General features: G+C 45.2%; 26 protein-coding genes. 14 read left to right on the forward strand and 12 right to left on the reverse strand.

The window, feature by feature from the left end; genetic code table 11:
- Nucleotides 1-1,929 carry an ATP-binding cassette domain-containing protein gene (locus ICV90_RS02040; RefSeq protein ID WP_215360301.1) on the forward strand — a complete coding sequence of 643 codons (1,929 nt, stop codon included), beginning with the start codon at nucleotides 1-3 and terminating at the stop codon, nucleotides 1,927-1,929.
- Nucleotides 1,930-1,959: 30 nt separating this feature from the next.
- Entirely contained in the window at nucleotides 1,960-2,688 is a 729-nt protein-coding gene (locus ICV90_RS02045) for an ABC transporter ATP-binding protein (protein ID WP_215359285.1), read from the forward strand.
- A gap of 161 nt (nucleotides 2,689-2,849) precedes the next feature.
- Here ICV90_RS02045 and ICV90_RS02050 read toward each other — a convergent pair whose 3' ends face one another.
- Both ICV90_RS02050 and ICV90_RS02055 read right to left on the reverse strand, forming a co-directional pair.
- A complete protein-coding gene (locus tag ICV90_RS02050; RefSeq protein WP_215359287.1) occupies nucleotides 2,850-3,665 on the reverse strand; it encodes a sulfite exporter TauE/SafE family protein in 816 nt (271 codons plus the stop codon).
- Between the two features lie 3 nt (nucleotides 3,666-3,668).
- Nucleotides 3,669-4,913, reverse strand: coding sequence for an FAD/NAD(P)-binding oxidoreductase (locus ICV90_RS02055; RefSeq protein WP_215359289.1), 1,245 nt, complete (start codon nucleotides 4,911-4,913; stop codon nucleotides 3,669-3,671).
- Between the two features lie 146 nt (nucleotides 4,914-5,059).
- Here ICV90_RS02055 and ICV90_RS02060 point away from each other — a divergent pair, with 146 nt between their 5' ends.
- Entirely contained in the window at nucleotides 5,060-5,920 is an 861-nt protein-coding gene (locus ICV90_RS02060; protein ID WP_215359291.1) for an MBL fold metallo-hydrolase, read from the forward strand.
- A 44-nt stretch (nucleotides 5,921-5,964) separates the two neighbouring features.
- On the forward strand, nucleotides 5,965-6,246 hold the full coding sequence (locus ICV90_RS02065; RefSeq protein WP_369411868.1) for a metalloregulator ArsR/SmtB family transcription factor: 282 nt from the start codon (nucleotides 5,965-5,967) through the stop codon (nucleotides 6,244-6,246).
- A 24-nt stretch (nucleotides 6,247-6,270) separates the two neighbouring features.
- On the opposite strand, the gene ICV90_RS02070 is transcribed toward ICV90_RS02065, so the two are convergent.
- The 5 genes from ICV90_RS02070 to ICV90_RS02090 form a co-directional block, all read right to left on the reverse strand.
- Entirely contained in the window at nucleotides 6,271-6,678 is a 408-nt protein-coding gene (locus ICV90_RS02070; protein WP_251367764.1) for a hypothetical protein, read from the reverse strand.
- 14 nt (nucleotides 6,679-6,692) lie between these two features.
- Nucleotides 6,693-7,514: an FAD:protein FMN transferase gene (locus ICV90_RS02075; protein ID WP_215359297.1), complete on the reverse strand. Its 822-nt coding sequence runs from the start codon at nucleotides 7,512-7,514 to the stop codon at nucleotides 6,693-6,695.
- Between the two features lie 2 nt (nucleotides 7,515-7,516).
- Nucleotides 7,517-8,032, reverse strand: a complete 516-nt coding sequence (locus ICV90_RS02080; RefSeq protein WP_251367765.1) for an FMN-binding protein — start codon at nucleotides 8,030-8,032, stop codon at nucleotides 7,517-7,519.
- A 65-nt stretch (nucleotides 8,033-8,097) separates the two neighbouring features.
- Entirely contained in the window at nucleotides 8,098-8,277 is a 180-nt protein-coding gene (locus tag ICV90_RS02085; RefSeq protein ID WP_215321555.1) for a hypothetical protein, read from the reverse strand.
- 12 nt (nucleotides 8,278-8,289) lie between these two features.
- On the reverse strand, nucleotides 8,290-9,204 hold the full coding sequence (locus ICV90_RS02090) for a DUF6662 family protein (protein WP_215359300.1): 915 nt from the start codon (nucleotides 9,202-9,204) through the stop codon (nucleotides 8,290-8,292).
- A 151-nt stretch (nucleotides 9,205-9,355) separates the two neighbouring features.
- Between ICV90_RS02090 and ICV90_RS02095 the strand changes: the two genes are divergently transcribed.
- Complete coding sequence (locus ICV90_RS02095; protein ID WP_215359302.1) at nucleotides 9,356-9,598, forward strand: DUF3820 family protein; 243 nt, start codon at nucleotides 9,356-9,358, stop codon at nucleotides 9,596-9,598.
- Here the strand turns inward: ICV90_RS02095 and ICV90_RS02100 are convergent.
- Nucleotides 9,590-10,612 carry a DNA/RNA non-specific endonuclease gene (locus ICV90_RS02100; RefSeq protein WP_215359304.1) on the reverse strand — a complete coding sequence of 341 codons (1,023 nt, stop codon included), beginning with the start codon at nucleotides 10,610-10,612 and terminating at the stop codon, nucleotides 9,590-9,592. The two genes, ICV90_RS02095 and ICV90_RS02100, sit on opposite strands and share 9 nt — an antisense overlap.
- A 509-nt stretch (nucleotides 10,613-11,121) precedes the next feature.
- Between ICV90_RS02100 and ICV90_RS02105 the strand changes: the two genes are divergently transcribed.
- Nucleotides 11,122-12,114, forward strand: a complete 993-nt coding sequence (locus ICV90_RS02105; protein WP_215359306.1) for a transglycosylase SLT domain-containing protein — start codon at nucleotides 11,122-11,124, stop codon at nucleotides 12,112-12,114.
- An 82-nt stretch (nucleotides 12,115-12,196) separates the two neighbouring features.
- Here the strand turns inward: ICV90_RS02105 and ICV90_RS02110 are convergent, their stop codons facing one another.
- Nucleotides 12,197-12,544 (reverse strand): FKBP-type peptidyl-prolyl cis-trans isomerase, encoded by a 348-nt coding sequence (locus tag ICV90_RS02110; protein WP_215359308.1) that lies wholly within the window; start codon nucleotides 12,542-12,544, stop codon nucleotides 12,197-12,199.
- Nucleotides 12,545-12,631: 87 nt separating this feature from the next.
- Between ICV90_RS02110 and ICV90_RS02115 the strand changes: the two genes are divergently transcribed.
- Nucleotides 12,632-13,648, forward strand: a complete 1,017-nt coding sequence (locus ICV90_RS02115) for a DUF6352 family protein (protein WP_215359310.1) — start codon at nucleotides 12,632-12,634, stop codon at nucleotides 13,646-13,648.
- On the opposite strand, the gene ICV90_RS02120 is transcribed toward ICV90_RS02115, so the two are convergent.
- Nucleotides 13,645-14,841, reverse strand: coding sequence for an MFS transporter (locus ICV90_RS02120; RefSeq protein ID WP_215359312.1), 1,197 nt, complete (start codon nucleotides 14,839-14,841; stop codon nucleotides 13,645-13,647). The genes ICV90_RS02115 and ICV90_RS02120 overlap by 4 nt on opposite strands.
- Before the next feature lie 235 nt (nucleotides 14,842-15,076).
- On the opposite strand from ICV90_RS02120, the gene ICV90_RS02125 reads away from it, so the two are divergent.
- From ICV90_RS02125 to ICV90_RS02150, 6 genes are all read left to right on the forward strand, one after another.
- Nucleotides 15,077-17,311 (forward strand): NADP-dependent isocitrate dehydrogenase, encoded by a 2,235-nt coding sequence (locus ICV90_RS02125; RefSeq protein ID WP_215359314.1) that lies wholly within the window; start codon nucleotides 15,077-15,079, stop codon nucleotides 17,309-17,311.
- A gap of 100 nt (nucleotides 17,312-17,411) precedes the next feature.
- Nucleotides 17,412-17,819 carry a BLUF domain-containing protein gene (locus tag ICV90_RS02130; RefSeq protein ID WP_215359316.1) on the forward strand — a complete coding sequence of 136 codons (408 nt, stop codon included), beginning with the start codon at nucleotides 17,412-17,414 and terminating at the stop codon, nucleotides 17,817-17,819.
- A gap of 56 nt (nucleotides 17,820-17,875) precedes the next feature.
- Entirely contained in the window at nucleotides 17,876-18,838 is a 963-nt protein-coding gene (gene msrP, locus ICV90_RS02135; protein ID WP_215359317.1) for a protein-methionine-sulfoxide reductase catalytic subunit MsrP, read from the forward strand.
- A 2-nt stretch (nucleotides 18,839-18,840) separates the two neighbouring features.
- Nucleotides 18,841-19,401 carry a lipocalin family protein gene (locus ICV90_RS02140; RefSeq protein WP_215359319.1) on the forward strand — a complete coding sequence of 187 codons (561 nt, stop codon included), beginning with the start codon at nucleotides 18,841-18,843 and terminating at the stop codon, nucleotides 19,399-19,401.
- 18 nt (nucleotides 19,402-19,419) lie between these two features.
- On the forward strand, nucleotides 19,420-20,343 hold the full coding sequence (locus tag ICV90_RS02145) for an MBL fold metallo-hydrolase (protein ID WP_215359321.1): 924 nt from the start codon (nucleotides 19,420-19,422) through the stop codon (nucleotides 20,341-20,343).
- A 72-nt stretch (nucleotides 20,344-20,415) separates the two neighbouring features.
- The gene (locus ICV90_RS02150; RefSeq protein ID WP_215359323.1) at nucleotides 20,416-20,571 is read left to right on the forward strand and encodes a hypothetical protein; all 156 of its coding nucleotides are present in this window, start codon (nucleotides 20,416-20,418) and stop codon (nucleotides 20,569-20,571) included.
- On the opposite strand, the gene ICV90_RS02155 is transcribed toward ICV90_RS02150, so the two are convergent.
- Complete coding sequence (locus tag ICV90_RS02155) at nucleotides 20,554-21,078, reverse strand: hypothetical protein (RefSeq protein ID WP_215359325.1); 525 nt, start codon at nucleotides 21,076-21,078, stop codon at nucleotides 20,554-20,556. The genes ICV90_RS02150 and ICV90_RS02155 overlap by 18 nt on opposite strands.
- Before the next feature lie 137 nt (nucleotides 21,079-21,215).
- Here ICV90_RS02155 and ICV90_RS02160 point away from each other — a divergent pair, with 137 nt between their 5' ends.
- Nucleotides 21,216-21,986 (forward strand): SDR family NAD(P)-dependent oxidoreductase, encoded by a 771-nt coding sequence (locus ICV90_RS02160; RefSeq protein ID WP_215359327.1) that lies wholly within the window; start codon nucleotides 21,216-21,218, stop codon nucleotides 21,984-21,986.
- Here the strand turns inward: ICV90_RS02160 and ICV90_RS02165 are convergent.
- Nucleotides 21,983-22,525 carry a DUF2889 domain-containing protein gene (locus tag ICV90_RS02165; protein ID WP_215359329.1) on the reverse strand — a complete coding sequence of 181 codons (543 nt, stop codon included), beginning with the start codon at nucleotides 22,523-22,525 and terminating at the stop codon, nucleotides 21,983-21,985. The genes ICV90_RS02160 and ICV90_RS02165 overlap by 4 nt on opposite strands.
- Between the last annotated feature and the right edge of the window lie 64 nt (nucleotides 22,526-22,589).

Below are 22,589 nucleotides of genomic sequence, written 5' to 3' on the forward strand. Positions count from 1 at the left end.
ATGAAATTGAAGTCTCTAGTACCTATATTGATTGCGATTGCGGGCCTGATTTGTTTGCCCCTCTTTGTTCATAACCCTTACTACATTCACTTAGTTGAAACAATTCTGATCTACACCATTTTGTTATATGGTTTGGATATCGTTGTAGGTTATGTTGGTCAAGTTTCATTGGGGCATGCAGCCTTATTCGGAATTGGATCGTATACCGCTGGTGTTTTGTATTTCCACTTTGGCATGCCAATCTGGGTCAATATCCCAGCCGCCATTATTGTTACCGCAATCTTCGGTGGAATCCTAGCGCTACCAGCCTTGAAAGTCATTGGCCCTTATTTGGCGATGGTGACCTTGGCGTTCGGTACGATTGCGCAGATTCTAATCAATGAGATGACTTGGTTAACCGAAGGTCCTTTGGGCATCAAGATTCCAAAGCCAGAGTTAATGGGTATTCCAATGACTAAGGCCGAATTCTTCTGGTTAGTTTCCGCAGTTTTGATCATTTCTCTGATCGTAGTCGATCGTTTTGTGAAGTCCCAAATTGGCCGAGCATTCGAAGCATTGCGTGATAGCCCAATTGCTTGTGACTGTATGGGGGTATCTGTATATCGCTTTAAGGTGATCGCATTTGTGATTAGCGCTGGCTTTGCTGGTTTGGCTGGTTGCCTATATGCCTATTCAGAGCAATACATTTCACCAAACACTTATAACAATGAATTGGCTGTTCTCTTCTTACTCGGCATCATCATGGGCGGACGTAAGTCTCGCTTGGGTGCATTGCTTGGTGCTGCCATCATCGTTTTGTTGCCAAAACTCTTGGACGATATCAATCTATTCCGCATCGTTGCCTCGATTATTGCTGTTGTGGTGGTGGTAGGTGCTGGTATGGCTTTGTCTAAACAGGTAACTACTCCAAGGCGTGTAGCTGTTCCGATTGCTGGTGTAGTCGGTTTGGCAGCATTTTCATTCTGGTTGAATAGCATCTCTGATTGGCGCCTCAGTATTTTTGGCTTTATGATTTTGTTGGTGGTGTACTACTTGCAAAACGGTATCGTTGGTTTTGCGAAGAGCTTCTATCAATCTATTGTTGGCAAAGCAAAAACTACTCGTGGCGGTGACGCTGAAGTGGTGGATGATTCCATTAGCTTCATTAGTACCGTTGCTAATCAAAATACGGGCGCTGAGCTCCTGAAAGTCGACTCTGTATTAATGCAGTTCGGTGGCTTAAAGGCATTGAACAATGTTGATCTCAGCATCAAGCGCGGCACTATTCATGGTCTGATCGGTCCTAATGGATCTGGTAAGAGCACGATGATGAACGTATTGACTGGTATTTACGTACCTACGGCTGGTAACGTTCTTTACTCTGGCGAAAGTGTTGTTGGTAAGACTTCTTCTGACATCGCACTATCAGGTATCGCACGTACTTTCCAAAACGTTCAGCTCTTCGGTGAGATGACTGCTATCCAAAACATTTTAGTTGGCTTGCATCACACTTTTAAATCAAACATGGTTGAGATTGCTTTGCATCTACCGCGTTACAAGAAGGAAGAGGCTGAAGCGCACGCTCGTGCGATGGCATTGCTCAAGTTCGTTGGCTTGGATGATTTGGCGAATGAAGAGGCGCGTAACTTGCCTTACGGCAAACAGCGTTTACTCGAGATTGCCCGTGCCTTGGCGTTAGATCCTGAGTTGCTCCTCTTGGATGAGCCAGCTGCAGGTTTGACAGCTCCTGATATTAAAGAGCTCTTGCGCATTATTCGTAAGATCCGCGATAGCGGTATTACCTTCATCCTGATTGAGCATCATATGGATGTGGTGATGTCAGTTTGCGATACCGTTTCTGTATTGGACTTTGGTCAGAAGATTGCAGAAGGTAAACCAGCTGAAGTTCAGGCAGACGAGAAGGTGATTCATGCCTACTTGGGTACTTAATCACTAGAACATATTGAATCGGTAAATACCATGTTATCTATTAAGAATCTTGAAGCAGGCTACGGCAAAGTTAAAGTCCTCCATGGCATCAATATTGATGTTCCTAAAGGGCAAGTGATTACCTTGATTGGCTCAAATGGCGCTGGTAAAACTACCACCATGCGCGCTATTACCGGCATGATTAAGCCAACAGCTGGCGAAGTCACATTAGGCGGCGAAAAAATTGACGGCTACGACTCTCATAAAATCGCCCGCCTAGGTTTGGCTCACAGCCCTGAGGGTCGCCGCGTGTTTACAACGATGTCCGTAACTGACAACTTGTTGCTTGGCGCGTTTCCACGCTTCACAGGTAGCCGCCCAAAAGGTGACATCAAGCATGACTTAGAAAAGTCTCTTGAAATGTTCCCACGTCTCAAGGAACGTCGCAATCAATTGGCTGGTACTTTGTCTGGTGGTGAGCAGCAAATGTTGGCAATGGCTCGTGCCGTGATGCTGAACCCAGAGATCATTCTTTTGGATGAGCCATCTATGGGCCTAGCCCCAATCTTAGTTGAGGAAGTATTTAGAATTATTTCTAACCTCAAGTCACAAGGCGTCACCATGTTGCTAGTTGAACAGTTTGCTGCTGCTGCTTTAAATGTAGCTGACTACGGTTATGTTCTAGAGAACGGCAAGATCGCTACTCACGGACCTGCTGCAAAGCTCAAGGACGATCCTGCTGTGAAAGCGGCTTACTTGGGTGGTGCTGGTGGTCACTAAGTAGTTTTCGAAGTTGAAGAAAATAAAAAAGCCCTTAGCAATAAGGGCTTTTTCTTCTGGAGATGTAAGCTACCCCGATTTAGTTTGATAAGCGCTTTATAGCCTCTCAAATCTTTAAGCACCGAGGCTGGAGGTCTTTTGAGTGCCGCCAAAATATGGCATCAATGATTTATTGTCTTGATCATTAAGCTCACGGCAATGATTAATGTAAAGACTGCAAATATTTGCTGAATTCTAGGGCCGCTTATTTTTTTCTCCAATACTTTTCCTAGCAGGAGTCCCAATAGTGAACCGCAGGCAAAAGGAATTGCAATGGTCGTATTCAGGGTTCCAGATGCAAGGGAGATAAAGGCGCCCCCAGCAGAAACAATTGCGAGCACACCAAGTGAGGTGGCAACAATTGATTTCATCGGCAAGTCAGTGAATTTATTTAAAGCAGGAACTAGAATAAACCCCCCGCCAACACCTAGTAGACCCGATAGAAATCCAGCAGTGGCCCCAGATATCATTAGTGCACGCGCACACGGTACTGTCCAAATCAGTTTTCCGATCGATGAGTCCAGTTGACAGGGCGGACTTTTAATTTGTGGAAGGGGTTTTCCAGAAAGATTTCTGGCTACCTGTAAAAGCATCCGAATAGAAACGTACATCAACACCAGGCTAAAGAGTATTAGTAGCGGAGTGTTCGGTACCTTCTGGGCTAGCCATAAACCAACCGGGGATAAGGCCAAGCCAAAAATCGCCATCAACATAGCTGCTTTATAGCGAAGTGCTTTGGCCTTGAATCCAATAACAGCGCCTGCAAAAGCCGAAATAGTAATTGCTGTTAATGCTATCGGCCCTGCCTCTGCCATTGGCAGATGCAGAAGAAACACCAGTAAGGGTACTGATAAGATGCCGCCCCCAGCTCCCGTCAGGCCCATTAAGACACCAACAAATGCACCAATTGCTAAGGTTAGGTAGGGCAAAAAGTCCATCAATTAATTTTCAAATGGACGCGCTAACCACTCTCTTCCCTTGAGCATTGCATTCCAGTAAAGCCAAGGAAGAACATCTTTCTTTAGAATCCAAGCGAGTCTTGTGGCTTTAAGTGGATTAATGAGCCAAGGAAAAGTGGGTAAGAGTTTTCCACCAAAACCAAACTCTGCCAAAACAATTTTTCCGTTTTCTACCGTCAGTGGGCATGAGCCATAACCATCGTATTTAGTTGGCAGTGGTTTGTTGTGTTTTGCTGCTAATAAGTTCTCTGCGACGACCACAATTTGTTTTCTGGCTGCAGCAGCAGTTTTAGAGTTTGGCGACGAACAGCAATCACCAAGTCCAAAGATATTCGGGTAGCGAGTATGTTGAAGGGTAAATTGGTCTACATCTACAAAGCCATCGGCATTGGAAACGGGGCTTCCCTTGAGGCAATCTTGAGGGCCTTGTGGGGGTACTACATGTAGCATGTCAAACGATTTTTCAACCTGCGTAACATTTCCATCTGCACCTTTGACTGCAAAAATCGCTTTTTTAGATGGACCATCTACGGAAATAAGATTGGTATTGAAATTGAGTTTGGCATTGTATTTTTTGACATATTCCATAAGCGGCGGGACAAAGTCGGCTACACCAAAGAGTGCGGCACCCGCATTGTCTAATTCAACCTCAATATTTTTTAGGCTACCTTGTTGCTGCCATTCATAACAGGATAGATACATTGCCTTCTGAGGTGCTCCAGGACACTTGATTGGCATAGGAGGTTGAGTAAAAATCGCTTTTCCAGACTTCAGGCCTTGAACAAGCTCCCAGGTATACGGAGAGTACTCATAACTATAGTTAGAGGTCACCCCATTTTTACCAAGTGTTTCCTTGAGCCCGGGTATAGCATCCCAGTTTGTCTTAATGCCTGTTGCAATTGCTAGTTGCTTATATTTAACTGCAGCACCATTACTAACCAGAACTTCATTGGCCTCTGGATTGAAGCCCACAATCTTCTCTTTAATCCAGCGCACTCCTGATGGAATGAGATCTTTAGTTTGACGACGACTATTTTTGACGTTAAATGCACCGCCGCCCACTAGCGTCCAAGAGGGTTGGTAATAGTGCTCTTCAGAGGGCTCAATGATTGCGATATTTAGAGAGTGGTCTCTGGATTTCAGGCTAGCAGCTAAGCCTATGCCAGCAGCGCCACCGCCTGCAATTACTACGTCAAATACATTGGAACTCGAGTTTGCTGAAGTCATGCTATCTCCACCTCTATGTTTTATTAGATCTAGGTCAATAAAATAGCTTGAATTATAGTGATTGGCTATCAGGGTTTATGATTAGTCTACATTTTTATATAGTATTTATCATAAAATAAATTATTTACAGCCAACTGGACAAATACATGAAACCGATTGTTAAGGGATTTTTTGACCCGGATACCTGGACCGTAACTTATGTGGTTTATGAGAAACCGGGTTCACCATGTTTAATCATTGATTCAGTGCTTAATTATGACCATAAGTCAGGGCGTACTAAAACGAAATCAGCCGATGAAGTGATTGAGTTCGTCAAGGCTAATAACCTAGCTACAGAATGGATTTTAGAAACCCACGCACATGCAGATCATGTTTCAGCAGCACCGTATCTAAAATCGAAATTAGGCGGCAAGATTGCCATAGGTGATCATATCTCGGTGGTGCAGGGGGTATTTAAAAAAGTGTTTAATTTGGAAGAGGCATTTAAAGCGGACGGCTCTCAGTTTGATGACTTGCTTAAAGATGGGGAAGAAATTCACTTTGGAAATCTAAGCTTTAAGTCCCTCTTTGTTCCCGGTCATACGCCAGCCTGCATGGCATATCAAGTAGGTGATGCCATTTTTGTAGGCGATACCATGTTTATGCCTGACGTTGGAACTGCCCGATGTGATTTTCCAGGCGGTGATGCACACACGCTTTATAAGTCGATGCAAAGGATTTTGAGTTTTCCTGGTGCGACTAGATTATTTATGTGCCACGACTATCCGCCAAATGGGCGTCCAGTAAATTACGAAACAACAGTGACCGAGCAGAAGAAATCGAATATACATATGCATGATGGTATTACTGAGGATGAGTTTGTTCAGATGCGCAGTAAGCGTGACGCCACATTAGATATGCCGGTACTTATTTTGCCTTCGATCCAAATTAACATTCGCGCAGGTGATATGCCTCCGAAGGAAAGCAACGGGATTTCATATTTAAAGATTCCCCTTAACGCACTGTAATTTTCATGTTGAGCGAAAAAAAGCGAATTGCTGAGCTTAAGAAGATGCAGTCTTCTGCCACAAAGGCTTGCGAGTTCTTAAAAGTACTTTCAAACCCGAGTCGACTGATGTTGTTGTGTGAAATCGCTGTTGAGGAGCGGTGCGTTGGGGACCTGGAGGAATCAACCGGAATACATCAACCAACCTTATCGCAACAGCTGACAGTACTACGTACTAAAAAGTTGGTTAAGACACGCAGAGACGGTAAGCAAATTTATTATTCTCTTTCCAGTGACATAACGTTATCGGTCATGAACTTGCTCTACAGTCATTATTGTAAAAAATAAACCTGTTTTTACCGCTCTCACAATTTAGTTAACAATTGTTTTTGGCTTCCTAATGGCGGTTAGGTGTAATAAAAAGATAACAGCGAACAGCAGGCCAATAATCCAGTGGGTGCTAATTACTCCATCGCGGATTTCCTCTGGCCCGTAATAAAGCATTCCGCCGGTAATGAGAAGTGCAAATAGAAAGCCCAGTTGGCCAAAGCCACTCCACAACTGCTTTCTGGACTTATAGCCCGCCTTGATATGAAATGGCATTACTGATCCAAGAGCTAAGGTAGCCAGCATTGCAGCAATGCCATGAGCTGCGAGAATGCTATGGGTGCCAAGAGTAGATCTTTGGATCTGAAATTCATGCCCCAGAAGATACATCAGGCCAGTGATTGAACAAGCCATCATGCCGCAGATGACAAACGTTCTTTGCCAGCTGGACATCCTCCCAAGGCGGCTCATGCGACTATCCTCAGTGCTTGCGCTGAGAAATGGCTGAAGCACGGGTGATGCTCATTATTGGATAGGGCTAAAACCTTGGTGAGTGCATCAGCATAAACACACTCTTTTGCAAGAATGGAGAATGATCCAGCAATCTCCACATGAACCTCAGAAAAATTCTGGGCTAGAGGATTGATAATATGACTCTTCTGGCCATCTCTTTTTGCAAAGTAAAGACTGCTTGTGGCAATAGCCCCATCTTTCAAAGAACCAATATCAATTAACTCCCCAGATCTCTCAGGATGGCGCACTTGAATTGGGAGGGAGGTATTCCCAAATACCCGCAGGTCGCCACCAGCATTCACTGAACCGGATGCGATGCCTTCTGATATTAAGACTCTGACCGCCATATCTACTGCAAACCCCTTGGCGATTCCGCCCAGATCCAGGCAGACTGGGCGGGAAGACTGAATCAAGTCGGGCGCTAAGAAGTGCATATCTTCAACGCCACCAAGCTCATGATTAGAGAAGTTGATATGGCGGGGCAATAATCCTGCAGCAACCAGACGGTGACCGATTCCACAATTAAATAGGCCATCGGATTCAATATGAACTTCTTTCGCTATTCGGATAACTTGTGCAGTCCAAGGATGAATCTCAACTGCTTCCATGTGGGCACTTCGATTGATTTGGCTTAGCTCACTTTCAGGATCATGAAATCCCATGAGGTCATGAATATTTTGAATGGCTGCAAAAGCATTATCAACAGCCGCTTGCCCATCATCTTGATGTATGGAGATCTCTACAAAGGTGCCAAGAAGTGGTTTGCAACGAAGCATTGTTACTTTCCGAGGCTGGGTTTTGAATGGGTGTTCTTCAGGGCTAGGTCATATAAAACCGTTACCCGCTTCACTCCATCAGTAAGGTGTTTGCAAGAAAGTGTTGCGCCACCAATATTCTGAATATCTTGATTAAGCTTGATGGGGTCATTTACGGTCTTACCTACAAACTGTTTACGCCATTGCGCTTCTGCTACTTCATAACCATAAGATTCAATATATTCCAAAACTTCGATACCAGCGATGCCACCATTTGGGTTGATGGCAACGGCATAAGTAATCATTTCATGTTTTCCTATGACTTCGTCAACCACAAACCAGCTACCATCAGCTGCCCTCCAGATGCGCTCGCCCTGAAAGGGGTAACGAATGCTGGATGCGATACGCATCTTTTCTTGCAAATCATCCGTAATGATGACGGGATTCTTCGTCAGTATTTTGTTAGGGAAAAGAATTTTTAGAGCTTGCTCTGCAGAAACATAAATTTTTGCATGGGCAATGATTGGTGCGCTCATCATTGCTATGCCAATAAGAGCTAAGGGGTTGGGTTTCCAGATCATGGGGTGATATCTAGGTAATGTATTTAGGCAGTAAGTAATTCATTCGCTTCATTACAAAGTGCTTGAATTTCTGGGTTGATGCCTTGGACATTTGAGAGTTTGTCAAACATCATCAACGCTCTTTTCTTGGCTGTTTGACATTGGGTGGCTTGAAACTTCAGCAAATGAGCTAAAGCTGCAACTAATAGATTCTGAATTTCCATAATTTCTTTCGCTTAATTAAGTGGGAAGCCAACTTTGACAATGAATTCATTTACTGAGTGACTATCCCAGACGCGAGCATCTGAGCATTCGGCCTCTCCACCACCCATGCAGGAGCCGCCTGCAAGTTGATAGCGCCAAGCGCCAGTAACCCACCAGTCTTTGGCTGCGTAGTGCATATTGGGGCCTACAAAAGTGGCTCTTTGAACTTGATTGCGTAAATTGAGCTCTGAATAATCATTATGAAAGCGAGCCTCTACACCGGCTGACCATTTCGGGGCAAAGCGATAGCTAGCACCCACAAGGAAATCGAGCATCGATTCAGGAACATTGCCGTTCTCAATAAACTTTAAGCGCTCATTCGCGGCTACAACGTTACCTGCCAAAATCAATCGGTCATCAATAAAGTTCGATTGAAGTAAAAGTCTCGCCTCGATCTCATCTTTATTTCTTCCCCATGTCGGTTCTAAGTAAAGCCCTACACCCACAGGTGAAGTCACTGGATTAGTGATGCGATAAATCGCTTCTAGAGAGCCGCCTTCAATGCCACTTTTCTTATACGCTGTAGAGGGGTCATGCGAAGAAGGAACACCGTAACCGCCGGTACAGGTTGGGGTATCTCCGCATGCTTCTGGATTGGTGTAATTTTGATTTGCATTAGTGTAGTAAGAGTTGATATAGCCGGCAACTTGCAAGTCGTTAGTTAAACCGTATTCCAGTTCTGTCCTGGCAGTTAATGCATCGTAAGTTCCTGCTGCTTGCTGTTGATTGAGTTGCAGGCGCTGCTCAAACTCCAGCTTGCCCTTAGGCTGCAAATCTAAGGTGTAAATCCAGCCAAACACTCCCTCGCCTGCATGGGCTAAAGAAAAGTGAAGTGTGGCAACTAAGAAGAGGCTAAAGGCAAGAAGTCTATTAATGGTCAATTTCATGGTCCCTTGAGGTTGGTGGTTAGCAATCTAAATGAGAATGGTTCTCAATATAGCATTGGATGAGAATGATTCTCAACTAAATAAAATAACCATCACCTAAGAAGTGACGAAATCTATAGGCCTATTCTTTTTTACTTGTAAGATTTCCCCAATGAACGCTGAGTCCTTGGAAAAATTGGTTTTAATGAAGATGCCTTTTGGTAAGCACGCAGGGCGTGCCTTGGCTGACTTGCCGGGGAATTATTTGGCGTGGTTTGCTCGCGAAGGTTTTCCTAAAGGCGAGCTTGGTGAATTATTGGAATTAATGCATACCCTAGACCATAATGGTTTGCGTGGACTCTTGGCGCCAATCCAGCGGGCACACGGCCTACAAGCAAAATCTAAATTACTTTGAGCGAACAATCAGCGTAACGCGATTTCGTTCGTAAGTCACTGTTGACGATTCTGGAGGGCTACTTTGAATTGGGCTGACTTTTAACTTGGTCTGAGATTCAATTTGAGAGGCTATCTGTTTTGCAAGAGATTCATTGTGGTCATATTGAATTTGAATGCTCGCCACCTTGCCTGACTTGATGTTGTTAACGACATCATTGAGTTTATTTAGGGAGTAATCGTCAAAAAATATGGGATACCAACCACCTACGAGATTCTTTTGTCTCATGATTTCATGGGCCTCCGTCGATATGCTGCTCGTTTTATTGCCTTCACCTACGGGTAAGTGAAAGTCAATTCCTGTCTTTTGTATTAACTCTTGATAAGAGATGGGCGGGTTCATAGTTGCTTCATTGGTGTTTTCAATCCAATAGGCCCAAGCAGTATTTTTGTTGGAGTCATATACCAACTTGTATAAATGGCTGGGAATCGTTACGCGACTTTTGCCAATACTGCCGCGGTTTCCAATCGATCCCGTGAATACGTAAATGTCGCCAGCAGCTCTTTTGACATAAGCCCTCGTCGGCTCCTCGATATTCTTAGCCCAGATTCCCTGATTATTTTGCCTGGCCTGGGGCATCATATTGGCCAGTGAGAAAGATTGAGCCATTGAGCGTTCGTTACTCATGTCGCCTGCTGGGGCGTTATGACCCCTATCAAAGCCGCTTCCGCGGTAATCTGAGAGCAGAGCCCGTTCGGAGAAGGGTAGTCTGGCTTCTTCATAAAACTGATTACTTCTTCGAGGGTGTGTGGCAGAGAGCTGCTCCCGACTGAGCTTCTCAACGGCATAGATTGGCTTTTTATCCTGAGGGGAGTAGTAGATGGCAAAACTATCAAAACAAAGATCACGCCCCACTTGTGGACTTGTGGGTATTTGCTGGGCCGGGAACAGATCTTTGCATTCCTCAAAAGCCGCCTGCGCATTTAATGAGACTGAAACCGCTACAAGGGCAAGAAGGTGACGAAGAAATTTCATGGGCTCTTAGTGTATGGCCTTCGCTTTTCGAGCGCATCTCTTTTTATCTTGCGCTAGCTCCAGAGCTAATAAGAATCAGTGCCCCCTCAATGTTTTTCTGTCCATCAAAATGCATTTTTTCTTAAGGGATACTCTATTAATAGCGCTTGGCAATAAATACCGCCTTGCTACTACCCCTAGAAAATTACGGAGACGAAAGCACTAGATGTATGATTTTTTTTGGTTGAATTTTTGGCTAAAAACATAAAAAAGTCCCGTTTAAGCCAATTTTTTATAGAGTGAAATTAGTGCTTCCTAACTTCTATAAGATATTGATTTTATTGACTTATATATGCTTATGGAGATCCATATACGGGATCTCCCGGATTCCTAGATCAATAAGTTATTGATTTCCACTTCTTTATTCTTGACTTGATATAAGAAACTTCTTAGGATGACCCATGTTTTTTAGATATTGCAATGCAGCATAGAACGGTAGTCTAGTTTTTTTGAGGCCTTGCAAACAATGAATGAGTAAATGTTTAGCTAACAATTTGAGCGATATGCAGAATGCACAGTCAAGCACTTTGACTGCTAAAGAGCTGCTAGCGCACGCCATGGCTCCGGTCTATAGGGTCATCAATGGCCTACTCGTTTTAACTGTGTTCATGGTGGTTGGGTTTTGGCTTTCAGGCAACGGCACTAATGCTGGCGCTTTTGACCTTGCTCGTATCCTTGTTCCTGATGAAGCGCGTCACATGGTTTGGAGTAACGGCTTTGGGATGATCAATCAATATAAAGAGTCCAATGAAGTATCAGCTGCCCAGGCCGCTGATACTGAGATCGCCGCTGTGATCTATGGCAAGTCTAAGATTCCTGCTTCAGTTGGTTTGACTAGTGCCAAGCAGCAGACCGTGGCTTTGTTAATGCCCTCTGTGGCGCAAATGCAGGTGAAATCCATTTCTCATCTGTCTGATCGCATCCCCACATCTAAGATGGACCCTCAGGCTTTAGATAGCAACTTAATGGGCTCAATTCAGAATCAACGTGCCGTAGCTGACTTCTTTGAGAAGAAATACAGTCTCGATCGCTCAAAGATTGAAGAGTACGTTTCAAACACGATTTTGATTGCAAAAGAGGTCAACATCGACCCAGTGCTTTTGTTGGCAGTAATCTCGGTGGAATCTAATTTCAACCCAAACACTAAGAGTCACGCCGGTGCGGAAGGCCTCATGCAGGTGATGACTTCAGTACACAAAGATAAGTATGCAATCTTTGGCGGAACTTCTGAGGCCGCTAAGCCTGAAGTCAATATCCGTGTTGGCGCCTATATTTTGAAATACCTGATTGCTACGGCTGGTTCATTGCGTAATGGCCTGAAGTACTACGTTGGCGCTGCGAATGCTGAGGATGATGGCGGCTACGCGGACAAAGTGATGGCCGAAAGAAATCGCCTGATTGGGTTGTGTCAAAACCGTTCGTCTAATCGCTTGACATTGAACGGCAAGGATCTGCGCTCTTAAGTTTTTAGATCTTAAGTAGATCAAGCTATATAAAAAGCCACCCACAAGGGTGGCTTTTGTTTTGCTGCTGAATACGCGAGCCTTAGTTAACGCCGTGGAGCTCCACATCAAATACTAGGGTGGCATTTGGAGGAATAACACCCCCTGCACCGCGAGGGCCATAGCCCATCTCAGAAGGAATGATGAGGGTGCGTTTGCCACCAATTTTCATACCAGCCACGCCTTCATCCCAGCCTTTGATGACATGTCCAGCACCCAAAGGGAAACTAAAGAGTTGCCCGCGATCTAAGGAGCTATCAAACTTTTGACCTTTGTGATCAGTAGCCTTCTCGTCATAAAGCCAGCCGGTGTAATGCACGTCTACATGATTACCTGGTGCAGCTTCTTTTCCGTCGCCCACAACAGTATCGATTTTTTTGAGTTCACTCATGATGTTTTCCTATTTCACACAAATTGATTGGCTAGTATATTCTGAGCTCTGTAAATCTCTTCGGTAATGATGTTTTAGCTCAAACGTATGACAAATTATTGGCCAAATTCTGCATATAACACTCTGACAATCAGTTCTGATGATCAGTTGTTGGTGACAGATGACTTTTTGCGTACTTATATGCAGAGGCCTGAGCTCAAGCTGGTTCCTGAATCCTGCGCTATCGAACGTTCACTTCACCAGCGTTTAACTGACAACCCTCGTGCAGATGTTACTGATGATGAAATCTCGGCGATGGCTGATGAGGATATTCAGGAGAACTATCGGGTTTGGCTGCGCTACCGAAAGCGTTTATTAGCGGCCAGCTCCCTAGAGAACTTTTATATGAGTTTATTTAAAGGCGAGGGCGTGGACGTACCACCTTTATTTATTGCTCAACTCGCCCAAATTTTCATTAGACATATTCTGGGTAATGATTCGCATCCATTGGAAGTGCGAATGGGAGAACTTTTTTTCAGAACTCAAAAGATTACCGTTATTGATGATGGCATCGTCATGGGGGCGGACGATGAGGTGGTTGCTCGCAACGCCCAAGCCAGTGATACGGGAAACATCATGGATTTGCTCAAAGGCAGGTCAATGACGATGCGTTCAGCCGATCTGGATGTACTGCATGAAGACAACGCTGATACCTATTGGTCTCGCAACGAAGATTTTGATTTAGCAGTTCAGTTAAATTTTGGGCATGAGCCTATTAATCATTTTTGTCGCGTCTTAGAGAAATGGATAAAACATTTCCTCGGAGTTAGTGTGCGCATTACCCCCATGCAGCAAATTACCGATCCTAAGTGGTCATGGCATGTTGGCTTAGATGCAGTTGCTACTGAAATACTCAATAAGCTTTACAACCAAGAATTGGTTGAGGCAGATGAATTGCAGAAAGTGATTTGTTTATTTCGCCTAGACTTTATCGATGAGGCTGCTGTTGCTAAGGCCCAGGCTGGTAAGCCGGTATATATGGCTATTGCCATGAACGACCAGCATCAGCTGAAGTTAAAGCCACAAAACCTTTTGTTTAACTTGCCGCTAGCTAAAGCCTCTTAGGTCATCACTCGCGGTTGTCTCCGTTGCTGAGCAAGCCAGAAAATCGCAAGACCGCTTACTACAACGGGGATGAGTGATCCCCAATTGAGGATGCTCCAACCATGTGAGGTGACTAGGGCGCCTGACCCAAAAGAAGTGAAGGCCATAGTTCCGAAGACGAAGAAATTAATGGCAGCCTGTGCTTTGTCCCGCTCATTGGGTTGATAGGCAGTCATCGCCAAAGAGGTGGCGCCAGTAAATAAAAAGTTCCAGCCAACGCCGAGTAAAAATAAAGCGATAAAGAATTGATGGAGATCGGTTCCGGTAAGAGCGATTGCAATGCAGATGAAGTTCAGAAACACCCCGGTCCCCATTATCTTTAATACCCCATATCGTTGGATGAGTGATCCTGTAAAAAATCCAGGAGCAAACATGCCAATCACATGCCACTCCAGTACTAAAGCGGTGTCCGAAAATGGTAGCCCACAGATTTGCATTGCCAAAGGTGTGGCGGCCATGAGTAGATTCATAACCCCATACCCTAATGCTGCACCAATGATGGCAACCATAAAGACGGGTTGCTGGAGGATGACTTTTAAAGGGCGTCCATCGGTAAGTGCATGCTGCGCCTTGAGTTCTTGTGGAAAGCGAATGAACTGCATCACGAAGATGCCAATGAACCCGGCAATGGATAGAGTGAGATATGCCCCCAGAAAGGCGGTATCAAATAGATCTCGCGTCCAGGAGGCTAGATTGGGTCCAATGACTGCACCAAGAATGCCACCAGCAAGTACCCAAGAGATCGCCTTATCGCGTTGACTCTGGTCTGTCAGTTCTGCTGCAGCAAAGCGGTAGAGCTGCCCATTGGCGCTGTAATAACCCGCAATAAAGGTCCCCAAGACTAAAAGCCAAAAGTTTCTTGTAATGGCGGCGTACGCGCATAGAAGTGCTGAGAGCATTGCTACTAGCAAGCCTAGCTGGAAAGAGACTCTGCGCCCAAAGTAGTTTTGAGATTTGGCCACAATGGAGGTGGAAAAGGCGCCCCCGACAACATAGCCCATGACGGGTAGGGTGGCCATCCAGCTGGCTGGTGCTAGGCTAAGCCCTACCAACCCGTTGATAGCGATAAACGTCACGTTATTGGTGAGGAATAGTCCCTGACAAATGATCAGCAGCACCAGGTTTTTGTTGAGTAAAGGATGTTTGCGGGTCATAGCTTGCAGTGTACGGCGAATTTAGAGCCTCTGCAGCCTTGGTGGATTCCCTTAAATTGCCCTTTATCGGGCGCTTTAAGGTGCAAAACCGGCATTTTTGCCAAGTCCGATGATTTAAAATGGAGCTCTCGCCTCATTGGCAAAAGGTGCGCTAAAAGCGACTTGCAAAATGTGGATTTGAGGGCGGCAGGGTAAAAACCTGACTCTGTAATTTTTCAATATTGAGGAAACATTCATGGCTTCAGAGAAATCAAAGATTATTTATACGCTGACAGATGAGGCGCCACTTTTGGCCACTCGTGCATTTCTGCCAATTATTCGTACTTTTGCAGCTCCTGCTGGCGTGGAGATCGTGACGAGTGATATTTCAGTTGCAGCGCGTATCTTGGCTGAGTTTCCTGATTGCCTGACGCCTGAGCAGCAAGTTCCGAATAACTTGGCTGAGCTAGGCAAAATGACCTTATTGCCCGATACCAACATCATTAAGTTGCCCAATATCAGCGCCTCTGTGCCCCAGCTGCTCGCCGCCATTAAAGAGCTACAAACTAAAGGCTACAAGATTCCTGATTTTCCTGAAGATCCAAAAACAGATGAAGAAAAATCCATTCGGACCCGTTATTCCAAATGCTTGGGTAGCTCAGTAAACCCAGTATTGCGCGAGGGTAATTCCGACCGCCGCGCTCCTCCCGCTGTAAAACGTTACGCCCGCAAGAATCCACACTCAATGGGGGAGTGGAGTCAGGCGTCGCGCACCCACGTTTCTCATATGCATGGGGGTGATTTTTACGCTGGTGAGAAGTCGATGACGATGACTAAGGCCTGTGATGTGAAGATGGACTTGGTGACGAAGAGTGGCAAGACTATTGTTCTCAAACCCAAAGTCTCTTTATTGGCTGGCGAAATTATCGACAGTATGTACATGAGCAAAAAAGCATTGTGCGAGTTCTACGAGAAAGAAATCGAAGACGCTTATAAGACCGGCATGATGCTTTCCTTGCATGTCAAGGCAACGATGATGAAGGTTTCCCATCCAATTGTGTTTGGTCATGCGGTAAAGATTTTCTATAAAGACGCTTTTGCAAAGCACGCTAAGCTATTTGAAGAGCTGGGCGTGAATGCCAATAACGGAATGAGCAGTCTGTATGAAAAGATCAAAGCCTTGCCAGAATCTAAGCGCGAAGAAATCATTCAAGATCTGCATGCCTGCCACGAACATCGTCCAGCATTAGCGATGGTGGATTCTGCTAAAGGTATTACTAACCTCCATTCTCCAAGCGATGTGATCGTTGATGCTTCTATGCCGGCAATGATCCGTGTAGGCGGCAAGATGTGGGGTGCTGATGGTCGTTTGCATGATACGAAGGCGGTCATTCCTGAAAGTACCTTTGCCCGTATTTATCAAGAAATGATCAATTTCTGTAAGACGCACGGTAACTTTGATCCAACAACGATGGGTACAGTACCGAACGTCGGTTTGATGGCTCAACAGGCTGAAGAGTACGGTTCACATGACAAGACCTTTGAAATTCCTGAGGCTGGTGTGGCCCGTATCGTTGCTGATGATGGCACTGTATTGCTTGAGCAACATGTGGAAGAGGGCGATATCTGGCGTATGTGTCAGTGTAAAGATGCGCCAATTCGTGACTGGGTGAAGTTGGCTGTGAATCGCGCGCGTCTTTCCAATACTCCAGCAGTATTTTGGCTCGATGAGTACCGTCCACACGAAGCTGAATTAATTAAGAAGGTAAATACCTATCTCAAAGACTACGATCTGAAGGGTGTAGATATTCAGATCATGTCTCAGACACGTGCAATGCGTTACACCTTAGAGCGCGTGATTCGTGGCAAGGACACCATTTCTGTGACCGGTAATATCTTGCGTGACTACCTCACGGACTTATTTCCAATTATGGAGTTAGGTACTAGTGCGAAGATGTTATCCATCGTGCCTTTGATGGCTGGTGGCGGTCTGTTTGAAACGGGCGCGGGTGGTTCAGCCCCTAAACACGTTCAACAGTTGGTAGAAGAAAACCATTTACGTTGGGATTCACTTGGTGAGTTCATGGCTTTAGCCGTATCTCTTGAGGATATCGGTGATAAGACTGGCAACAATAAGGTGAAAATCTTAGCTCGCACTTTGGATGATGCGACTGGTAAGCTGTTAGATAACAATAAGTCACCTTCACCGCGCACTGGCGAGTTGGATAACCGTGGTAGCCAGTTCTACTTAGCAATGTACTGGGCTGAAGCGTTAGCCGCTCAAACGGAAGATAAAGAATTACAAGCGCACTTTGCTCCTTTGGCAAAATCTTTGATTGAGAATGAGCAAAAGATTGCAGCCGAACTCAAAGCGGTGCAAGGTAAGCCAGCAGATATTGGTGGTTACTTTATGCCTGATTCTGAGAAGTTTGAAGCAGTAATGCGTCCTAGTGCTACCTTGAATGCAGCTTTAAAGGCAGCAAACGCGTAATAGGTGTAAGCGATAAGTACCTAATTTTTTAGATTAGGTTTAGCATTCAAAGGCAAACTTTCGGGTTTGCCTTTTTTCATTTGCCTCACCTATTTTTTTTATGTCTAAACCAAAAGACCTGGTTGAATTGAGTTATCTGAGTGAAGCTCTCTCGGATATGTCTTTTCTTGGCTTAATGCGCTTGCTCGAGTCGGCGCGCGCGTTTAATCAAAAACATAGTGTTACCGGCATTCTCTTTTACGATAACCAGCAGTTTGCTCAGGTGATTGAAGGTGAGCGTGCCAATATTATGAAGGTATGGAAGAGAATCCAGGATGATAAACGGCATCATCGTATTGAATTATTAGAGATTAAAGAAATTTCCAATAGAAGCTATCCAGATTGGCTACTCCGCTTTTATGGCGGCGAATCTTTAGTTAGAGACTACCCAGACTTGGCTGAAATGGTTGGCGGCATGGATAAATATAATCTCGCTTTGATGAACCAGATGCGGGCAAGTCAGTTTTAAGCAAGAAATTACCATCGGTAGCAAAATGGGTTGATTACATTCCTTAGGGGCGCGTTATGGGTTTTACCGATAAGACCATCCTTGCTAGCGATATCACTCCAAAAGCGGTTTTTGAAAACCGTAGGACCATTATCAAAACTGCGGCTGCAGGGGGTTTTGGAATGGCGCTGGCTCCATGGTTCTCTAGAGAAGCCCTTGCCGCAAACCCAGAAAGGCTGGCAGCCACCCTAAACCCTGCTTTTGCAGATAAAGACGGTCTAACCCCGCTTAAGTTTGTCACCGGCTATAACAACTTTTATGAATTCGGTACGGATAAGGCGGATCCAGCTGCGCATGCTGATAGCTTGCAAACTCGTCCCTGGACAATATCGATTGAGGGTTTGGTCAAAAAACCAATAACACTGGATATTGATGCACTCCTTAAATTAGCACCAATGGAAGAGCGCATTTACCGGATGCGCTGTGTTGAAGGTTGGTCTATGGTGATTCCTTGGGATGGCTACTCACTCTCTAAGTTGATTAATAAAGTGGAGCCACTGAGCTCGGCTAAGTATGTGGAATTTATTTCCTTGGCAGATCGCAAACAAATGCCGGGGGTGAAGAGCAACATTATTGACTGGCCTTATCGTGAAGGTTTGCGTATGGACGAGGCTATGAATTCATTAACGCTTCTCACATTTGGCTTATATGGCGAAGTCCTGCCAAATCAAAATGGCGCTCCGGTCCGTCTCGTGGTGCCCTGGAAGTATGGTTTTAAGAGTGCCAAGTCGATTGTCAAAATTCGTTTTACAGAAGAGATGCCCAAGACCAGCTGGAATCAATTTGATGCCCGTGAATATGGTTTCTATTCCAATGTAAATCCTCAGGTAGATCACCCGCGTTGGAGTCAAGCAGTAGAGCGCCGTATTGGTGATCCCAAAGGAATGTTTGCGCCTAAGATTAAAACCCAAATGTTTAATGGCTATGGTGAACAAGTGGCTGGTATGTATGCAGGCATGGATCTGAAGAAGTACTATTAGTAATGAGGAAAATTTATCCAATATTTTTTAGCGCTTGCATTTTGTTGTTTAACTTTTCTGCATACGGGCAGGGAAGTGATGCGCCGGTAAAGACGATTCAATCCCTTGATGTGCAGCGCTATCTGGGAGTCTGGTATGAGATTGCCAAATACCCAAACTGGTTTCAGAGGAAGTGCATTAGCAATACGAAGGCGGTCTATTCGGCTAGGGCTGATGGCACTCTCAAAGTGCTCAATAGCTGCAAAACTGCCGAGGGCGAAATATCGGAGGCCGAGGGTACTGCAAAGCAGATTGGGGCAAAAGACTCACCTAAGCTTGAAGTGCGATTTGCGCCTGCGTGGCTGGCCTTTATCCCTTTGGTTTGGGGTGATTATTGGGTGATTGATCTGGATGCTCAGTATCAAGTGGCTGTAGTAAGCGATCCTCGTCGTGAATATCTGTGGATTTTGTCCAGAACTCCACAGATAGATAAAAAAGTATATGAAGACACCTTAACGCGCATACAGGCGCAACAGTTCGATACACGTAAGTTAGAGCTAACTCCACAAGCAACTACCAAGTAAACACAAAGCCACTCAGTCATGACTACGCATTTGCTACCTCCAGGGATTGAAGTCTTTGAAAGAGGCTGGCTCTCTGCCAATAATATTTTTCACTTTGGTGAAAATGATGTTTCTTTGGTGGATTCTGGATATTGTGCTCACCAAGATCTGACTATCGGTTTGGTTCAGAATGCATTGCAAAAGCATCGTCTATTGAAATTAAATAGGGTGGTTAATACCCATCTGCATTCAGACCACTGTGGTGGCAATGCGGCTTTGGTAAAAGCATTTCATAGCGAGGTATGTATTCCGGCTGCTGAAGCGATAGCAGTTCAAAACTGGGATAGCGCTTTATTAAGTTATGACAACTTGGGTCAAGAGTGCCCTCAGTTTCCGCATCACGGTGTATTGATCCCGGGTGAGGAAATACTGTTAGGAAGATATCTCTGGAAGATATTGGCAGCACCAGGACATGATCCGCACTCTGTTATGTTGTACCAGGCAGATCACCGTATATTGATTTCAGCTGACGCCCTATGGGAAGAGGGTTTCGGAGTGATTTTTCCTGAGCTTTGGGGTGAAGTGGGTTTTGAAGAGGTGGCACAAACCTTGGATTTGATTGAGACATTGCCAGTCAATCTGGTGATCCCTGGGCATGGCGCACCTTTTACGGATGTTTCCAAATCTCTTGCTACAGCAAGATCGAGATTGGATTATTTGGCCTCTGATCCAGATCGGAATGCCCGACATGGCGCTAAAGTATTGTTGAAATACCGCCTCTTAGAATGGCGCAGCCGTGACATTGCACATGTGAATGAATGGATTGCGAATACACCTGCATTAATTAGTGCAGCAAAACTGCTCAACATGAGTATGGATGAATTTACGCAGTGGTTGCCTAAAGCCTTGATCAAGTCGGGTGCAGCAAAACTGGATAATCAAATGTTGGTTGATCTTGCCTAATGTTTTTTATCACTTATTTTAAAAGCTCAGCACAATTTTTCCATACACAGACCAGTTAGAGAGTTGGTAGGTTTGAACAACTTGTTTCGCACCGCCAATCGCTACCAAAAGATTTTTATTGATTCGTTGGGTCACCATCGCATCAATCGGCACAAACCAGCCTCCACCCGCGGCGTTAAAGACCGCGCCGTTCTCATCCCAAAAGCGAATCTAGGTGCTGGGACTTAAGTTCAAGCCGATAGTTGGATAAAGCTCAAGCTGACTTGTAATAGGAGGTAAGCTGGTGCCAGCAGGCGCCTTTGGATTGAAACCAAACATATACCTGGCTAGCGGTGAAGTATCTGAAAGGATATTTTTCTCACTACCAGCGGGTTTAAAAGAAGTGCTCACTTGAGGGCCGGCTAACCACTGGCCTGAATTGCTTAGTGGGGCGTATACCCGAGCTCCAATATTACCCAGCCAGCCTACTTGACCACCCCAAATAGTGAGCATGGCATTGTTAGGTGAAAAGCCGTCTGTGCCTTGTGCCGATTGTTGGGGTCCATAGCTTGCGGTGTAGGCGGTATCGAGTCGCATAGTGCCGTGCCAGTCTCCCAGATTAAGTGGGTTGTAGTAACGCAACTTGAGGGTATCGAGATAATTCTGAGATCCCTGGTAGTTATGGTAGCCCCAGAATTTCAGTATGTGATCTTGAGATCTCTCTTGGGGGGTATTAATGAGCCCTAAAATAGACACGGGAGAATATTGCTCGGCGGTACACACCAAACTAGTAGGAATGCAAAAGAAGGACAAGGTCAGCGCGCGCAGGAATCCCATATAGGCATTAATATTAAATTACAAACCACTATTTACTTAAGATTTGAAGAGGAAGCATGGAACATACCGTATTAGTTACTGGCGCTACCGCAGGATTTGGAGAGGCAACTGCCCGACGATTTTTAGCTCATGGGCATAAGGTTGCAGCTGTTGGTAGAAGAGCTGAGCGTTTAGAGGCGCTAAAAAGTTCCTTGCCTGCTGAGCAGCAGAAAAAACTTCTCACCATGGTTGTGGATGTTTGCGATAGTGCTCAGGTTGACTCTTTGGCAAGTGCGCTGCCAGCAGAATTTTCAAAGATAACTGTTTTGGTAAACAATGCTGGGCTTGCTTTGGGCTTAGAGCCAGCTCATAAAGCATTTTTGAGTGATTGGGATCAAATGATTGATACCAATATTAAGGGACTTGTGCATATGAGTCGCGCCTTCTTGCCCGGTATGGTCGATCGTAAGTGTGGCCATATAATTAATTTAGGCTCTGTTGCTGCAAACTATCCTTACCCAGGCGGCAATGTGTATGGGGGCACCAAAGCATTTGTTAAGCAATTTAGTTTAAATTTACGCGCCGATCTGATTGGCACTCCAGTACGAGTAACTTGTATAGAGCCCGGTATGTGTGCTGGTACAGAATTCTCCAATGTTCGCTTTAAGGGTGATGATGACAAAGCGGGGAAGGTATATACCGGTGTTCAGGCCTTGAGTGCTGACGATGTTGCTGAAGCAATTTATTGGTCAGCCACTTTACCGAGTCATATGAATATCAATGTCTTAGAGGTGATGCCCGTTCAGCAAGCTTTCAATGCATTCAATGTGCATCGTGGCGAGTTTTAAGTTTTAGTTTTATTCCACTGATAAAACTTGGGATACACGCGCATCACTACAGGACCATCAAAGTCCCAAGATTTGCATGTACCCAAGTAAAGTGGTGGCTTATCACCAGCTGGATCGAAGAATGCTCCTGGAATGGATTGATAGGCGGCAGTAGCAAGGCTGGAGAGAAGCTCGCGCAAATGCGTGCAGCCTTTAATCCCGCCAAGGTGGGTGTCAATCGTCTTGCGCCAGCCCTTCCCTAGTCGCGACCCAATTAAAGCATCCATTGGTGGAAGCGCTGCCGTACATTCTGCATGGGGGTGTCCATCCATTGCCGCCTCAATGTCTTTGATGACAAAGTCGCGGTCTAGCGTGATACGCACCCACATGTCATGAAAGGCCTCGCCTGGTTGCCAAGTCTTTGCGCTCGTCTGAAAAGGATTTGTCTTGAAGTCCTTTAAATGGCCTTCGATATCCCACAAGCCATCTTCTCTTATGTAGCCCTGAAAAGTAATTTCTCGGGTATGTAAAAGAGAGCGTGATGTTGGGGTGGAGAGCATGGTGATAGAGCTATTTAGTAGTGAGTATTCTAATGATAATGAATTGCGGCATAGGACTGACTCA

Origin of the sequence: Polynucleobacter sp. JS-JIR-II-b4, assembly GCF_018687815.1 — a bacterium.
In the GTDB taxonomy this organism is placed as follows: Bacteria; Pseudomonadota; Gammaproteobacteria; order Burkholderiales; family Burkholderiaceae; genus Polynucleobacter.

What these genes read in the sequence shown, in the direction of transcription:
- ICV90_RS02040 (WP_215360301.1), top strand. Translation starts at nt 1, where the DNA reads ATGAAATTGAAGTCTCTAGTACCTATATTGATTGCGATTGCGGGCCTG.
- ICV90_RS02105 (WP_215359306.1), top strand. Translation starts at nt 11,122, where the DNA reads ATGAGTAAATGTTTAGCTAACAATTTGAGCGATATGCAGAATGCACAG.
- ICV90_RS02160 (WP_215359327.1), top strand. Translation starts at nt 21,216, where the DNA reads ATGGAACATACCGTATTAGTTACTGGCGCTACCGCAGGATTTGGAGAG.
- ICV90_RS02115 (WP_215359310.1), top strand. Translation starts at nt 12,632, where the DNA reads ATGACAAATTATTGGCCAAATTCTGCATATAACACTCTGACAATCAGT.
- ICV90_RS02060 (WP_215359291.1), top strand. Translation starts at nt 5,060, where the DNA reads ATGAAACCGATTGTTAAGGGATTTTTTGACCCGGATACCTGGACCGTA.
- ICV90_RS02095 (WP_215359302.1), top strand. Translation starts at nt 9,356, where the DNA reads ATGAACGCTGAGTCCTTGGAAAAATTGGTTTTAATGAAGATGCCTTTT.
- ICV90_RS02080 (WP_251367765.1), bottom strand. Translation starts at nt 8,032, where the DNA reads ATGATGAGCGCACCAATCATTGCCCATGCAAAAATTTATGTTTCTGCA.
- ICV90_RS02085 (WP_215321555.1), bottom strand. Translation starts at nt 8,277, where the DNA reads ATGGAAATTCAGAATCTATTAGTTGCAGCTTTAGCTCATTTGCTGAAG.
- msrP (WP_215359317.1), top strand. Translation starts at nt 17,876, where the DNA reads ATGGGTTTTACCGATAAGACCATCCTTGCTAGCGATATCACTCCAAAA.
- ICV90_RS02165 (WP_215359329.1), bottom strand. Translation starts at nt 22,525, where the DNA reads ATGCTCTCCACCCCAACATCACGCTCTCTTTTACATACCCGAGAAATT.
- ICV90_RS02140 (WP_215359319.1), top strand. Translation starts at nt 18,841, where the DNA reads ATGAGGAAAATTTATCCAATATTTTTTAGCGCTTGCATTTTGTTGTTT.
- ICV90_RS02110 (WP_215359308.1), bottom strand. Translation starts at nt 12,544, where the DNA reads ATGAGTGAACTCAAAAAAATCGATACTGTTGTGGGCGACGGAAAAGAA.
- ICV90_RS02145 (WP_215359321.1), top strand. Translation starts at nt 19,420, where the DNA reads ATGACTACGCATTTGCTACCTCCAGGGATTGAAGTCTTTGAAAGAGGC.
- ICV90_RS02125 (WP_215359314.1), top strand. Translation starts at nt 15,077, where the DNA reads ATGGCTTCAGAGAAATCAAAGATTATTTATACGCTGACAGATGAGGCG.
- ICV90_RS02070 (WP_251367764.1), bottom strand. Translation starts at nt 6,678, where the DNA reads ATGTCCAGCTGGCAAAGAACGTTTGTCATCTGCGGCATGATGGCTTGT.
- ICV90_RS02050 (WP_215359287.1), bottom strand. Translation starts at nt 3,665, where the DNA reads ATGGACTTTTTGCCCTACCTAACCTTAGCAATTGGTGCATTTGTTGGT.
- ICV90_RS02090 (WP_215359300.1), bottom strand. Translation starts at nt 9,204, where the DNA reads ATGAAATTGACCATTAATAGACTTCTTGCCTTTAGCCTCTTCTTAGTT.
- ICV90_RS02100 (WP_215359304.1), bottom strand. Translation starts at nt 10,612, where the DNA reads ATGAAATTTCTTCGTCACCTTCTTGCCCTTGTAGCGGTTTCAGTCTCA.
- ICV90_RS02065 (WP_369411868.1), top strand. Translation starts at nt 5,965, where the DNA reads ATGCAGTCTTCTGCCACAAAGGCTTGCGAGTTCTTAAAAGTACTTTCA.
- ICV90_RS02130 (WP_215359316.1), top strand. Translation starts at nt 17,412, where the DNA reads ATGTCTAAACCAAAAGACCTGGTTGAATTGAGTTATCTGAGTGAAGCT.
- ICV90_RS02120 (WP_215359312.1), bottom strand. Translation starts at nt 14,841, where the DNA reads ATGACCCGCAAACATCCTTTACTCAACAAAAACCTGGTGCTGCTGATC.
- ICV90_RS02075 (WP_215359297.1), bottom strand. Translation starts at nt 7,514, where the DNA reads ATGCTTCGTTGCAAACCACTTCTTGGCACCTTTGTAGAGATCTCCATA.
- ICV90_RS02055 (WP_215359289.1), bottom strand. Translation starts at nt 4,913, where the DNA reads ATGACTTCAGCAAACTCGAGTTCCAATGTATTTGACGTAGTAATTGCA.
- ICV90_RS02045 (WP_215359285.1), top strand. Translation starts at nt 1,960, where the DNA reads ATGTTATCTATTAAGAATCTTGAAGCAGGCTACGGCAAAGTTAAAGTC.